10 protein-coding genes are annotated in these 14,498 nt (G+C 72.6%); 2 read left to right on the top strand and 8 right to left on the bottom strand.

Translation table 11 applies throughout. The features are described 5' to 3' along the window. Positions 1-66 precede the first annotated feature (66 nt). On the bottom strand, positions 67-906 hold the full coding sequence (locus tag BIV04_RS05785) for an aldo/keto reductase (protein WP_054147010.1): 840 nt from the start codon (positions 904-906) through the stop codon (positions 67-69). A 332-nt stretch (positions 907-1,238) separates the two neighbouring features. Here BIV04_RS05785 and BIV04_RS05780 point away from each other — a divergent pair, with 332 nt between their 5' ends. After that, positions 1,239-1,517 carry a hypothetical protein gene (locus BIV04_RS05780; protein WP_043596376.1) on the top strand — a complete coding sequence of 93 codons (279 nt, stop codon included), beginning with the start codon at positions 1,239-1,241 and terminating at the stop codon, positions 1,515-1,517. Between the two features lie 148 nt (positions 1,518-1,665). On the opposite strand, the gene BIV04_RS05775 is transcribed toward BIV04_RS05780, so the two are convergent. The 5 genes from BIV04_RS05775 to BIV04_RS05755 all read right to left on the bottom strand — a co-directional run bounded on the left by BIV04_RS05775 (position 1,666) and on the right by BIV04_RS05755 (position 10,790). Continuing rightward, complete coding sequence (locus BIV04_RS05775; protein ID WP_326937849.1) at positions 1,666-2,358, bottom strand: endonuclease/exonuclease/phosphatase family protein; 693 nt, start codon at positions 2,356-2,358, stop codon at positions 1,666-1,668. A 112-nt stretch (positions 2,359-2,470) separates the two neighbouring features. Next, positions 2,471-4,192: an Ig-like domain-containing protein gene (locus tag BIV04_RS05770; RefSeq protein ID WP_071255097.1), complete on the bottom strand. Its 1,722-nt coding sequence runs from the start codon at positions 4,190-4,192 to the stop codon at positions 2,471-2,473. A gap of 656 nt (positions 4,193-4,848) precedes the next feature. Continuing rightward, a complete protein-coding gene (locus tag BIV04_RS05765) occupies positions 4,849-8,034 on the bottom strand; it encodes a S8 family peptidase (RefSeq protein ID WP_071255095.1) in 3,186 nt (1,061 codons plus the stop codon). A gap of 229 nt (positions 8,035-8,263) precedes the next feature. After that, complete coding sequence (locus BIV04_RS05760; protein ID WP_083396188.1) at positions 8,264-9,571, bottom strand: alpha/beta hydrolase family protein; 1,308 nt, start codon at positions 9,569-9,571, stop codon at positions 8,264-8,266. Positions 9,572-9,680: 109 nt separating this feature from the next. Next, positions 9,681-10,790 carry a helix-turn-helix transcriptional regulator gene (locus tag BIV04_RS05755; protein ID WP_071255092.1) on the bottom strand — a complete coding sequence of 370 codons (1,110 nt, stop codon included), beginning with the start codon at positions 10,788-10,790 and terminating at the stop codon, positions 9,681-9,683. Between the two features lie 70 nt (positions 10,791-10,860). Here BIV04_RS05755 and BIV04_RS05750 point away from each other — a divergent pair, with 70 nt between their 5' ends. After that, the gene (locus BIV04_RS05750) at positions 10,861-12,267 is read left to right on the top strand and encodes a mannosyltransferase family protein (protein ID WP_071255090.1); all 1,407 of its coding nucleotides are present in this window, start codon (positions 10,861-10,863) and stop codon (positions 12,265-12,267) included. A 138-nt stretch (positions 12,268-12,405) separates the two neighbouring features. On the opposite strand, the gene BIV04_RS05745 is transcribed toward BIV04_RS05750, so the two are convergent. Next, a complete protein-coding gene (locus BIV04_RS05745) occupies positions 12,406-13,419 on the bottom strand; it encodes an LLM class flavin-dependent oxidoreductase (protein WP_071255321.1) in 1,014 nt (337 codons plus the stop codon). 50 nt (positions 13,420-13,469) lie between these two features. After that, positions 13,470-14,258, bottom strand: coding sequence for a ThiF family adenylyltransferase (locus BIV04_RS17075; RefSeq protein WP_255364185.1), 789 nt, complete (start codon positions 14,256-14,258; stop codon positions 13,470-13,472). Positions 14,259-14,498 lie beyond the last annotated feature (240 nt).

Below are 14,498 nucleotides of genomic sequence, written 5' to 3'. Positions count from 1 at the left end.
GACGTACGGGCCCGGCCTCGGTGCCTCGGCGTCGCACCGCAGTGCGACACCGTGCCGATCAGGGGATCAGCTGGGGATGTAGTTGAACTCGTCCGGGTTCGGGCCGGTGCGCTCGTCCTTGTTGAGGGCGGTGATCGCGGCCACGTCGGCGTCGGTCAGCTCGAAGTCGAACAGGTCGAAGTTCTCTTCGACGCGCGACCGGGTCACCGACTTGGGGAAGACGATGTCGCCTCGCTGGATGTGCCAGCGCAGCGTGACCTGGGCGGTCGACTTGCCGACGCGCTCGGCGATCTCGGTGATCGTCTCGTCCTTCAGCACGCCGCCCTGGGCGATGGGCGACCAGGCCTCGGTGTGGATGCCCTTCGAGACGCCGAACTCGCGCAGCGCGTCCTGCGTCAGGTACGGGTGCACCTCGATCTGGTTGACGACGGGGACGACCGAACCCTCGTCGAGGATGCGCTCGAGGTGGGGCTGCTGGAAGTTCGAGACGCCGATCGACTTGGCACGACCGCTGGCGTGGATCTCTTCCAGGGCCTTCCAGGTCTCGACGTAGTCGACGTCGATGCCGGGCAGCGGCCAGTGGATGAGGAACAGGTCGACGTAGTCCTGCTTGAGGGCGTCGAGCGTGCCGTCGAACGCCTTCAGCGCGTCGTCACGCTTGTGGAAGCCGTTGTTGAGCTTCGAGGTGACGAAGATCTCGCTGCGGTCGATGCCGCTCTCGGCGATCGCCTCGCCGACGCCCGCCTCGTTGCCGTACATCTCGGCGGTGTCGATGTGGCGGTAGCCGACCTCGAAGGCGGTGAGGGTGGCGTCCTTCGTCTCGGCCGGGTCGACCTGGTAGACGCCGAACCCGAGCTGGGGGATCTGGATTCCGTTGTTCAGGGTGATGGTGGGGATCGTGGTCATGTGTAGAGCCAACCACTCACCCCCGTCACTTCTTCCGAGGAAGCACTGGTGCGCGTACCCCGGGCGTGTTACAGTCATGAGTCGCTTGGGGCTCTCTTCTCACAGAGCTCCCGTGCGGTGCCGACCGAGTCCACACCGGTGCACCGCCCGAAAAGCCTCGCAAGACGAGTTCGCCGGATGCGCACGATGACCACCGATCATCGTTGCCCTACTTCTCCGGCCACCGTCACCGCAGGCCCGACCACCGCCGTCAGGCGGACCACGAGCGCCCACCCGGCGCCTCGTGCCACGGATTCTGTCGCAACACAGAGCACACATCGAAATCGAGCATCATGAACGACATCATCAGCATCACCGGCACGGTCACGACCGCGCCCACCCTGACCACCGCCCGCCTCGTCGAGTTCGTCGTCGTCGACGACCGCGGCACCGAGTTCGCCGTCCGCGCCTGGCGCGACGACGTCACCGCCGCCGTGCGCGTCGGTGCGTCCGTCGTCGTCGACGGCGCCGCCGGCTGGGTCATCCCCGGCCGCAGCTGGCGTCACGAGCCGAGCCGCACGATCGTGCAGGCCTCCTCGGTCGAGGCCCGCGAGCTCGCCCTCGCCGCCTAGTTCGCAGCGCCTCCGGGCGCGGTGACCCGAGGAGGCGCGGTGAGGCTGTCAGCCGCACCGCGCCTCCTGCGGTCCCCGGCACCACGACGACGGGCCCGGCCACCGAGAGGTGACCGGGCCCGTCGTTCGCTGTTCGGGGACGGCGGGGTCAGAGACCCTGGGCGCGGACCAGGATCGGCCGGTGGTCGCTGACGCCGGCCGGGAGCGTGACGACGTCCTCGATCTTGAGGTCGTAGCTCGTCGCGAAGTCGAAGTGACCCTTGACGTACTTGTAGCCCAGGTAGGTCGGGGTCGAGCTGCGGGTCAGCACGAAGCCGTCGCGCTCGATGTGCTTGCGCAGACCGCCGTGGAACCACGGGTAGTTGAAGTCGCCCACCATCAGCATCGGCACGCCCGGAGCCAGCGCACGCATCAGGCGGTGCGCCGACTCGACCTGCTTCTTGCGCAGGGCGTTCGTGGCCGTGAGCGGGGCGGCGTGGAACGATCCGATCAGCACGTCGCGTCCGCTCTGCCGGTCGGCCAGGTGCATGGCCAGCAGACGCTCGTGCGCCGGCGACATCACACGGTCGTGCATCGACTTCTTGAGCGCGTAGACGTTCGTCCCCAACAACTCGAACCGGGAGCGGCGGTAGTAGGCCGCGAGCCCGAGACGGTTGTTGTGCGTCGACGCCGCGAGGGCGAACTCGCCGAACTCGTCGGGGATGTCCTTGGTGTCGGCCTCTTGCAGGCAGAGCACGTCGGCGTCGTTGTCCTCGGCGAGCGACCGGATCTCGCCCTTGGCCGTGTGCTCGCGCAGGTTGTAGCTGACGACGCGCATCGTGTGTCCGTTGTGTTCTGTCACGAGTAGCGAACCTAGTCCACGTCTGTTTCGGGCATGTGCAGGTTGGACGAACGGGGGGTGCCGGATGCGGCGGACCGGACGTCCGCCGCACCCGGCACCCCCCGTCGAACGGTTACTCGCCGCGGTGGTTGCGGTCGGCGTCACCGGTCAGCGCTGCGCGGGCCGCGCGGCGACGGGTGGTGACGACGAGCGCGGCGCCGAGCAGGGTGAGCAGGGCGGCCAGCGCGACCGGGCCGGCCAGCTCGGCTCCGGTGAAGGCGAGACCGGTCGTCGCGGCTGCGGCGGCGGGTCGAGGCGTCGACACGGCCGGGGCGGATGCGGCCGGGGCGGTGGGACCCGCCACGGGAGCGGCGAGCGCGGCAGGGTTCGTCGTGGGCGAGGCCGACGGCGTGGTGGGCGTGCCGGCCGCGGCGGCGACTCGGGCGAACCAGGCGTTCGAGGCGGACACGGCCTCGCCGGACTCGATGCCACGGGCCGTCACGGTGCCGACGTCGTGGTGGTCGACGTCACCGGTCGTGACGCCCGTCAGCGCGGCGGTGCAGTCGAAGGAGGCTCCGACCGCGAACGGCCCGGCCCACGTGACGCCGGTCGACGGGCCGCCGAGGGGCGAGAAGTCGCAGCTGAGTCCGTCGACGGTGCCGTTGGCCAGGACCTCGTCCGAGACCGTGACGTCGGCGAGCGCGTCGGCACCCGTGTTGGTCACGCGGTAGGCCAGCGAGGCGGTCCCGTCGGAGAGGACGACGGCGGCGGCGGCCGTGTCGGCCGCGTTGCCCGCGGCGTCACCCTTGGTGATGGTCACAGCGGAGACGGGGACGTCTCCGCTTCCCGTTCCACCGGCCGAGGCCTGGGTCTTGGAGGCGCTGACCCGGCTGGGGGCAGCGACACCGGCCCGGACGGTCGACGCCGTCGCGAGGTTCGTGAAGGTCTGCGGGGCCGTGGCGGTGCCGGTGGGAGCCGGAAGGCTCACGGCGACGGCCGCACGGTACTGCGCGGTGCCGGTCTGCGCGCCCCACGAGACCGTGTACCCGGCGGCAGAGCAGTCGAAGGAGGCGGGGGTCACGACGACCGGAGCGGCGAGGGTGCCGTCGGTCTTGGTGCGGATCTCGGTGAACACCGCGGTGTCGCAATCGAAGGCCCACGTCTGCCCGGCGGGGACCGAGTCGCTCACGGTCGCCGAGTCGAACGGCCCCATCGGCGTGTTGACGCTCCAGACGAGGAAGTCGTCGGCCACGACGCGGCCCTGGTCGGCAGCGGTGTAGGTGCCGAACTTCGTCACGACGTCCGAGCCGCGCATCACGCCGGTCGGCGTGACCACGGTCGTGAAGTCGCGGCCGTCGTTCGTGGTCGACGTGAACGGCGTGGGGACACCCGAGGGGGTGGTGCGACCCTCGAAGTCGGACTTGACGAAGGCCTTGCCACTGACGTTGAGGTGGCTCTCGGCGTAGCTGGTCATCGTGAACGTGACCACGGAGGGGCGCGTCCCGACGACGGTGGCGTCCGCCACGACCGCGCCGGTGGCGGGGTCGCGGAGCGCGAAGTCGGTGGGCAGGTTCTTCAGGTGCTCGCTGAGCGTCAGCGTGAAGGTGTCACCGGTCTTGGTGTCGTCCGGCACCTCCCAGGCGATCGTCGTGGTGAGCTGGGTGCCCTGTCGCGGCGCGGTCGGGGTCACCGTCACGTCCGTGATGGCACCGTCGATCTCGGCGGCCCGGGCCGGAGCCGCGGTGCCTGTCAGGGCAGCGGTGCCGGCGAGGGCGAGGGTGGCGAGCAGCGCGGCGGACAGGCGCAGGGCCCTCCGCCCGCGACGGGGAGACCCCGCGAGGGTGAGCGAATGCATGGTGGTGCCTTTTTCGGGTGAGGTAGACGCGCGCCTCGACCTGCTCCCCCGGCGCCGTGTTCGGGTACGGCGCCGGGGTCGGGTGAACAGGGATCGTCACGTCTCGGGTGACACCCAAACTAGGGCCGGGGTCCTGACAGTGTCCACCATTCGGGGGACAGATCACCCGGACGAGGAACGGGCGACGCCGAGGGTCCCCCGAGCCACCCGCTGCGGGGGACGCCCGGCCCGTGACGGGGGACGAGCGTCCCCGGTGCGGGTGTCTTGCTTGCTGGCAACTCCTGCCTCCTGGCACACCGCGGGCCGGGACACTGGGCGGGCGGGCCGCGCCGCAGCACCGGGCAGGAGTTGCCGACACGGACGCCGCACCGCCGGCAACTCCTGCCTGCTGTCGCACCGCGGGCGGGACACCTGGGCGGGCGAGCCGCGCCGCAGCACGGGGCAGGAGTTGCCGACACGGACGGGCGGGCGTCGGGGCGGGGCAGGGACGGGACGGAACGGGACGGGACGGGACGGGACGGGACGGGACGGAGCGGGTGCGGGGCCGCGGCGGGTGCGGGGCCGCGGCGGGTGCGGGGACGGGAGGAGGCGGTGGTCGCCTTCGCGGGGAAGGTGACCACCGCCTCCGGGTGGGTCAGGCCGTCAGGCCGCGGGTGCTAGCCGCGCCACGGGAACCAGCCGTGGAAGAGGTCGCCGAGGGCGTTCCAGATCCATTGCAGGATGTCGCCGAGGCTCCAGCCGCCGGGGTGGCCCGGCTGACCGGGCCCGGGGCCCGGATCGGTGGGCGTGGGCGTCTCGGGCTCTTCGCCCGAGGCGACCGTGAGGTAGGTGACCTGCCCGGTGTCGCCGTACGCGATGCGACCGAGGAAGGTCTGCTCGTAAGGCAGGCCCGTCCAGGACGCGGTCAGCGTCGCCGTCTCGCCCAGCCCGGCCGAGAGGGTGGCCGGGTCGACCGTGAGGCCTCCGACGGCCGTCGCCGGGTCGAGCAGGTACGAGGTCAGCGTGTAGTCGAGCTGCCCGGCACCGCTGTAGAAGTCGACCAGCAGGACGTACTCGCCCGCCGCGGGGGCGTCGAGGTCGATCTGCTCGTCGGCCGAACCCGTCGCCGAGGAGGCCGCGAGCTGGTCGGGCGCACCGTCGGCGCCGGCCGTGTACAGGAGCAGGTCGAGGTCCGCGGTGTCGTCCGCGCTGTCGAGCACGAAGCGCGCGTGGGTGGTGCCCTCGGCGATCGTGACCGGCGTCTCGGCCGCTGCGGCGCCCGCCGTGCCCGAACCGGACGTGACCTGACCGGCGGCGAGGCCCTCGGTCGTGAGCGGCAGCTCGAGAGCGTCGCCGGCCGTGACGTCGAACGCCTTCTCACCCGTGGCACCCTCGCCGGCCACCTCGGCCGGGGCCTGCAGCTGGACGGGGCGCACGGCGAGCGGGCTGCGCACGTCGTGGGTCCCGTCGGACCAGGTGAGGTAGCCGGTCGTGAACTGGTCGAGCGCGGCCGTCGTGCGGGTGAATGTGACCGTGTAGTCCTGCTTCTCGCCCGCGGCGCCGAACGTCAACGTCGAGGGTTCGACCGTGGCCGTGACTCCGTCCATCTCGATCGGGGCGACCGTGTAGGTGCCCGCCCCGGTCGAGGTGACGGTGCGCGTGACCTGCGCGGTGCCGGCCAGCGAGCCGACGCTGATCGACGCGAGGTTGAGCGACGAGTCGGTGCCCTCGACGGTGTCGATCGAGTCGACGTAGGCCTGCCAGTCGGCCGGCCCGTTCTCGTAGAGCAGCCCCGGTTCGAGGAACGCGGTCGGGTCGACGTGCCCGGCGCCCTGGGCGAAGACGTCCTGGGTCGGAGCGCCGTCCTCGCCGACGAGGTCGTAGGCGGTCGTCATCATGGCCGACTTGACCTCGTCGGGGGTCCAGTCGGGGTGCACGCTCTTCGAGAGGTACAGCGCGGCCAGACCGGCGATGTGCGGGGACGACATCGACGTTCCCGAGAGGAACTCGTACGTGCCGGGCTCACCCTGCGCGTTGGCGCCGTCGGCGAGGATCGCCACGCCGGGGGCCGAGATGTCGGGCTTGAGCAGGTTGCCGCCGTCGGCCGTCACCGGACCGCGCGACGAGAAGCCGGCGATCTGCGGGGTGGCGGGCTCGGGCAGGGCACCCGGGTTGCCGTCGAGCAGGGTGACGGTGGCGCCCTCGGTGTCGGCGTACGCGTGGATCGCGTCGTAGTCGTCCGCGTCGAGGTGGACGGTGGGCACGGCGTGCTCGTCGAGGTCGACCGAGCTGCTCGTCGGGTTGACGAGCACCATGCCGATGCCGCCGGCGCGCTCGACCTCGGCCGACTTGGCCGTGCGGTCGTAGACGCCTCGGTCGCAGAGCACGATCGTGCCGGCGGCCTTCGCGGGGTCGAGCGTGTTCGGTGCGCAGAGGGTCACCGCGGTGGCGTCCGCACCGGCGGCCGCGACGGCGGTCGACGAGACGAAGTCGCCCGTCAGGCCGTCCGTGCCGGTCGGCACGGTGATCGAACCGCCCAGGTAGTCGGTGCCGTCGGCGGTCTGCACGGTCGCGCCGTAGCTGGGGATCGTCGACGCCGCGACCGTGGTGATCCAGGGTGCGGCGTTGTCGGCGGTGGTCGCGGTCGGGCCGTCGTTGCCGGCCGAGGCCGCCACGAAGACGCCGGCCGAAGCCGCGCCGAGGAACGCCTGGTCGGTGGCCGAGAAGGTGCTCGTGGCCCCGCCTCCGCCGATCGAGTAGTTGATGACGTCGACGCCGTCGGTGACCGCGGCCTCGATGGCGGCGATCAGGTCGAGCGTGGCGCAGCCGTCGTCGTCGGTGGCGACGCGGTCGGGGCCGTCCCAGCAGACCTTGTAGGCCGCGATCTTGGCGGCCGGGGCGACGCCCGAGACGGTGCCGAACGAGCGGTCGCCGATGGTGGCCTCGACGTCGGCGTTGCCCGCGGCGGTCGACGCCGTGTGGGAACCGTGGCCGTTGCCGTCACGGGGTGACAGGTACTCGCCCTGCTCCTCGGTGCCGATGTTGCCGACGCCGAAGCCGTCGACGAAGTAGCGCGCACCGATCAGCTTCGTGTTGCAGTCGCCCGCGTCGAACTGCACGCCGGTCTGGCACACGCCGGTGAAGGTCCCGCCGTCGCCCTTGGCGAAGACCGTCCGGTCGCCGTCGAGGTGGGGCTCGGTGTCGCTGGCGGACCCCAGGGGGTCACCGGCGAACGAGGCGTTGCCCGCCGCGATGCCCGAGTCGATGATGCCGACGACGACTCCCTCGCCGGCCTTCTCGCGTCCGCCGACGGCATCCCAGACGCCGCCGTTCCCCTCGGCGTCGCCGAGGCCGAGGAACTCGGTCGAAGGCGTCGCCTGCAGCTTGAGCAGCTCGTTCTTCGAGACGGCGGCGACCAAGGGGTCGCTCGCGAGCTTCGCGGCCTGGGCGGCCGTGAGGTCGGCCGTGAAGGCGTTCGTCGTGATGGCGTAGCTCGCCTCGACGGTCGCGCCGGCCGCCTCCGCGACGTCCTGTTGGACGCCCTTCAGGTGCTCGGCGTAGTCCTGCACGGGGGCGCTCTGCGCGTCCAGGTCGCTGCCCTCGGGCACGGCGGTGCGGGCGAGGCCCGGTTGGCCGCCCTCGTAGGTCGCCGCCGCCGGCTCACGCAGCGTGACGATGTACTTGCCGTCGGCGAACTGGCTGTCGCCCACGACGGCCGGGCCGTCCGCGGCGTAGGAGGCGGTGGCCGGCACCGCGACGAGGCCCGCGGCGACGACGCCGGTGGCCAGCAGTGTGGCGAATCCGCCACGGAGGCGGGTGCGGGGCGGAGCGGTCGGCCTGCGTCGGCCGGATGGTGTGATCACGGATCGCCTTTCGATGCACGCCGTGCGGAGCGTGCTGTCGGGGGTGCGCCGCAGCCCCGGGCCGCGGTCGATCCATAAGAACTACCTGTGAATGTCCGTGGCCCTCTAGTGGGGGCCATGGCCGAAACCGGCCAGTGACCAGCTTCGGCCAGAGAGTTCACACGAGGAGGCGCGGGTGGGGCACCGACGCCGTCCCCCCTTCGGCGGACGGTCGCCTCGCCGCGCCCCGCTACGGCCTCGTCAGCCCGAGCCGCGCCGCCGCCCACGCGGTCCCCGTGCCGAGCCCACGGGACGTCGTGGCCCAGTCGTGGCCGCTGCCGGGTACCACCTCGCGGGTGACGTCCATTCCCGCGGCCCGGGCGGCCGCCGAGACGACGGGCATCACGGGCCCGTAGCGCGCGTCGGTCTCGCCGACCGCGAAGAACCCGGCGCTGTCGGAGTAGGGGGCTCGTGCGGCCAGCACGGCGAGTGGCTGGGCCGCGGCGTAGGCCGCCCGGTCGCCGCCGAAGCCGCGCTCCACCGTCGCCCGCGCTCCCCCGTCGAGCCGCGGCCCGATCTGCCCCGAGACGTCGACGAACGAGGCGAAGAGCTCGGGATGACTGGCCGCCAGCTGGAGCGAGCAGGTGCCGCCCTGCGAGAAGCCCGACACCGCCCACGCCCGGCCGGGTGCCTGCACCGAGAGATGGCTCATGATCCAGCGGGGCACGTCGACCGTCAGGTAGGTCTCGCTGTGTCCGAGCGGCCCGTCGACGCACATCGGGTTGTTCGTCGGTCGCTCGAGCTGGTCGGGCATGACGACGATCGGCGCGAGGCCGTCGTGCGCGCGGGCGAAGGTGTCGAGCGTCTCGACCATCCGGCCGGCGTCGACGAGGTTCTCGGGGGCGGCACCCGGGCCCTGTCCGGACAGGACCACGTCGACGGGCAGGGGCGGCGGATCGGCCACGAGGGCGGCGGGCGGCAGGTAGACGAGGGCGTCCCGCGCGTCGAAGTGGGACACGGTCGCCGGGATGGCGACGCTGCCGAGCCGTCCTCGCGACGGCAGGTCGGCGGGCGCGCGCCAGGTGCGACCCAGGTCGAGGGCGGCCGGGGTCGACGTCCGGCCGGCCCGCACCGCCGCCGTCTGCGCGGCCGGGACGACGAGCGCCGGGACGTCCGAGATGCCGAGCAACGCGCCCACGGTCGGGAAGAGCCCGCCGTCCCGGTTGATCGCGAGTCCCGTGGCGAGGGCCATCACGACGACCGTCGACGCGGCGAGGACCCGGCGGCCGGCGCCTCCGCGGACCAGGGCGACCACGGCCGTGCCGACGACCGCCAGCAGGGCCCCGACCCAGAGTCGGTCGACCCAGGTGGGCGAGACGTCGAGGACGTCCTCGACGTCTCCGAGCCACCAGGTGACCAAGGCGCCGAGCCCGGCCCCCAGGGCGGCGGCTCCGGCGATCCACCGCCACCAGGTGCGTGCCCGGCGTGGGCGACGCAGCGTCCGGGCCACGAGCGCGCCCGCCACCGCGTAGACGGCGGCGAGGGTGCCTGCCGACACCAGGGAGAGCCTCAGCACGACGGCTCGGGACGGCGCAGATCGGTCACGTCCGGGACGCTACCGAGGCGACCCGATGGGTGAGCCGTGAGCAGGCTGGGCGTCGGCCGACTCAGACCCAGCCGCGGCGGGCGGCCTCGACACCGGCGTGGAACCGGTTGCTCGCGCCGAGCTCGTCGAAGAGGGCGTGCAGGCGCCGCCGGAGCGTGCGGGACGAGATGCCGAGCTGACCCGCGATCACCTCGTCGGTCGCCCCCGCCGCCACGAGGGCGAGCAGGTCGCGCTCGGCGGGGGTGGGGGGTCGCATCGCGAGCCGCGCCTCCTGGTCCCGGGACGGGGTGGCGACGCCGGACGGCGACGTCACGGTCGACGTCGACGACGCCGCCAGTCGCGCGGCCACCGAGGCCCAGTCGACGGCGGCACGACCGGCCCCCGGGGTGCCGGGCACGGGCAACGCGCTGCGCCACCGGGCCTCGAACAGGTCGTGGAGCGCGGCGACGAGCGGCTCGGACTCGGTCACGAGCGCCTCGGGCCGGTCGGGGTCGTGGCCGATCGAGACGAGGGCGACCCGGCGGTCGGCGACGGCGAGCTTGACCGGCAGGTCGTGCGTGATGCGGGCCTCCTCGCCGTCGGCGCCGAGGCGGTGCACGCCCTGCCAGCTGCCGTCGGCCGAGATGCTGGCGACCGTGTAGACCGCCCGCCACCGCACCCCGCGCCCGAGGGCCACCCGCTGGGTGGACTCGTTCGACGCGACCACGTAGGGCGGACGGTCGAAGGCGACGAAGTCGGTGGTCGCGCGGTGCTCGAGCCGTGAGTACCAGTCGCCCACGGCCGCGTGACCGACGACGACCCGGGTCAGCTCGTCCGCGTCGCGCGGGCGGCGGCCCTCGTCGAAGAGCGCCCCGAGTTCGGGCACCGCCGCGCGCACCTCGACGAGTGCGTCGGCCCGCGCCGCGACGACGGCCGGGACGGCCACGCGGGGGTCGACCGCGCCGTAGCCGTCGCCACCCGCCGACCGCTGGACGAGCCCGAGCGAACGGAGGCGCTCCAGGGCGGCCAGGGCCGTCGCCTCGTCGAGGTGCACGGCCCGTGCCACGGCCTCGGGCGTCGGCCCGGCCGCCGTTCCCGCGGAGTCCGCCACCCCGGCCCCGGCGACGACGTGACGGTAGACCGCGACCGCCACGTCGTCGATCCCGAGGGCGGCGAAGGACGGAAGGGGCATGGGTCGATCTTGCCCCGTCCCAGCCGACTCTTGGTAGCGTCGTCCAGATGACCGGACACGGGGCGGGGCGGTGAGCCGCGAGACGATCGCGTCGCCGTCGGCGGCGAGGCTGCGCCGACCCGCTTTCTCCGTCGATCTGGCCGGTCGGTTGTCGGGCAGCTGGCGCAGCGTGCTCGTCGTCTACCTCGCGTCGCGGCTGTTCTCGACGAGCGTCCTCTTCGCCGTCTACGAGGTCGCGAAACTCGCCGGGGCGACCTTCATCACGCCGGGCAGCGACCGCAGCTTCCTCGACTTCACGTCGTCGTGGGACGCCGACCGGTACCGCACCATCGCGTTGCACGGCTACCCGTCGAGCCTGCCCACCGACGCCGCGGGCCAGGTGCTGCCGAACGAGTGGGCGTTCCTGCCGGTCTTCCCGTACCTCTGCCACCTGCTGATGGTGGCCACGGGCATGGACTTCACCGTCGCCGCCCCCCTGCTCGCCACCGTGTTCGGTGCGGGTGCGGCGATCGTCCTCTACCGCCTGCTCGTGACGAAGGTCGGACACACCGGCGCCCTCTGGGCCGTGCTGCTGTTCTGCTTCGGGCCGATGGCCTTCGTCATGTCGGTCGGTTACGCCGAGAGCCTCTTCCTGCTGCTGATGTTCGGCGGCCTGCTCGCCATGCAGCGGCGGAACTACCCGCTCGTGGCGGCGGCGGGCATCGTCGCGTCGTTCGTCCGCCCCGGGGCGCTCGCCCTGGCGTTGGCGCTCGGCATCCACCTGATCGTGCGCTGGCACACCGAGCGGGAACGGCCCGAGGCCCGGCCGGTGGCCTCGGAGGCGGCCGGCGCTGCGACGACGCGGTCGACCGGGGTCGCTGGGACGCGACGGATCGCCGGGATCGGCACCGCGCCTCCTGCGCTCGTCCTCGCCGCCCGCACGTCGGCCCGCCGCGGCTGGGCCGGTCTGCGCGAGTTCGTCGTCGGCGGCCGGATGCCGACGCGCGAGCTGACGACGATCGTCGTGGCGGGGCTGGCGATGGCCGCGGCGGGACTCGCGTGGCCGGTCGTCGCCCACGTCGTCACGGGACAGTCGGACGCCTACCTCGAGACCGAGATGGCCTGGTGGGTCGACTACGTCGGCCGCCCGGCGTTCGTGCCGTTGACGCCGTGGTTCCTGCTCGCCGGCCGCTGGTTGGGCATCGGGGGCATCGTGCTCGTGCTGGCCATCATCGCGTCGGTCACGTTCTGGATGACCCGCCGCTCGACCCTGCGGCTCGGCCACGAGGTCGTCGCGTTCGTCGCGGGGTTCTTCGCCTACCTCGTCGCGGTGTTCCTGCCGCAGCAGAGCCTGTTCCGGCTGCTCATGCCGCTCAGCCCCGTGCTCGGCACACCCGCGATCTCGTCGCGCCCGTGGTTGCGCCGCACGATGCTGCTCGGCGGGGCGGCCCTGCAGCCCGTCGCCGTCGTGTTCGTCTTCCTCTTCACCGCGCCGTAGCGACCGAGGCGTGGCCACGGGCTGCTCCGACGAAGACACCGCCGAGCGGACTGGACACCGTCGCATCTCTCGGTGTCTCGTCCACCCGGCGGTGTCCGGCAAGCGGGGCGCAGCGCGTCTCGCCCGGAGGCGCGGGGGCTACGCGGCGGCGGGGGCCAGCTGCATCGCGTCGGCGAGGAGCGCGACCGACCGGAGGCGCGCCTCCGACGACGAGGCCGCGTGCGCGACGATCAGCTCGTCGGCCTGGGCGGTGCGGGCGAACTGCTCCATGTACTCGCGGGCGTCGCCGGGCGTGCCGACGGCCGTGTAGGTCGTCATGGTCTGGACGTGCTGGCCGACGGGGGTGCGGAGCAGGTGGTCGAGTTCGTCGTCGCCGAACTCGCGCGTGGGGTCGATCTGGCCGCTCTGGCGCAGCAGCATCATCAGCCGTTGGCGCTTCATGGTGGCGAACTGGGCGTCGGCCTCGTCCGCGTCGTCGGCGACGACCGCGTTGACGGCGGCGAGCACGTACGGCTCGCTCAGCTGGGTCGACGGCTGGAACTCGCGGCGGTAGGCCGAGACGGCGTCGATCAGGTCGCCGGGCGCGAAGTGCGAGGCGAACGCGTAGGGCAGGCCGAGGGCAGCGGCGAGCTTCGCGCCGAAGAGCGACGAGCCGAGGATGTACAGCGGCACGTTCGTGCCGGCACCGGGGACGGCCTGGACGCCGGCGACGCGGGACTCCCCCGCGAGGAAGGCCTGCAACTCGACGACGTCCTGCGGGAAGCGTTCGGACGACGAGGGGTCGCGGCGCATGGCGCGGAAGGTGGCCTGGTCGCTGCCGGGAGCGCGGCCGAGGCCGAGGTCGATGCGGCCCGGGTGCAGGGTCTCGAGGGTGCCGAACTGCTCGGCGATGGCGAGCGGCGAGTGGTTCGGCAGCATGACGCCGCCGGAGCCGAGGCGGATGGTCGACGTCTGGCTCGCGATGTGGGCGATCAGCACCGACGTCGCGCTCGAGGCGATGGACGCCATGTTGTGGTGCTCGGCGTACCAGACCCGCCGGTACCCGCTCGCCTCGGCCTGCTGCGCCAGGGCCACGGAGGCCGCGAAGCTCTCGCGCACGGTCTGACCGGGTGCGACGGGGGCGAGGTCGAGGATCGAGAGGGGAATGCTCATGCGGGGGTGAACAACGACGGGCGTCGCCGTATGCCCGGTCTCGGCGATCGTCAGGTCGAACCGGTCGTCTCGGACGATGGAACGCATCCGCATCCGAGACGTGGTGGGATCGGACGCCAGACGCTGTCGAAGCTGGCGAGATCGACCTCGCGGACACCTCCGGCCAGTGCCGGTGGCGCTCCGAGCAGAATCCGGAGCGCCTCCCATGCCGTCATGTTCCCCACCACGCCGGCCAGCGGGGCGGCTGAACCGCCGGGCGATGAGCCCTTCAGCGTTCGCGCGGCACGTCCGTGGTCGTCGGCTGTCGCGGCACGGATGCACGACCAGCACGTCGTTCGGCCGGGCAGGACGGTGACACCCGGCACCCCGAGCAGGGCGCCGTACGCGCCTCCGACGATGTGCGGGACACCGACCGCGGTGCTCGCCGTCGCCACGACGTCGGCCACGACGGGCACCGAGGGCTGGTCTGCGCAACTCACGACGAGATCGGCGCCGGAGAGCAGGGTCGCGAGCTGTTCCGGGGTGTCCACCCGAATGCGCCGGACGTCGACGGCGATGTCCGCGTCGATCTCGGCGACTCGCTCTGCGGCTGCGTCGACCTTGACTCGTCCGATGTCACCGGAATCGAAGAGCACCTGCCGGTTCAGATTGGAGAGTTCGACGAGGTCGGGATCGATGAGCACGAGCTTTCCCACCCCCGCCGAGGCCAGCGATTGCACGACCCACGAACCAGCGCCACCGACGCCGACCACGACCACGCACGCACCGGTGAGCCGGCTCTGGATCGTCGTGGCGTCGTGTCCTCGAGCAACTGCGGACAGTTCACCGGCCGAGATCATCTCGTCGAAGAGTTGCAGTTGACGCGAATGCCTCGTGGCACGATCGGTGGACGACACCTCCGACGCCAGGAAGCGTTCGGATTCGAGGACCTGCAGCACGTTCTCGAGCGCTCCGCGATCACGCAAGGAAAGCGTCTGGGCGAGCTGCACCGGCGTGCGAGTCCCGTCGAGCAGCGGGACGAGGTCCGCTACCCAGGGTTCGACGGAGAAGGTCGACACGACCCGCTCGTACGTGGCCCT

Source organism: Frigoribacterium sp. MCBA15_019, from assembly GCF_001864945.1.
Lineage (GTDB): Bacteria > Actinomycetota > Actinomycetes > Actinomycetales > Microbacteriaceae > Frigoribacterium.
The sequence above is the reverse complement of the archived record's forward strand: the minus strand, read 5'-3'. Positions and strand labels throughout refer to the sequence as shown.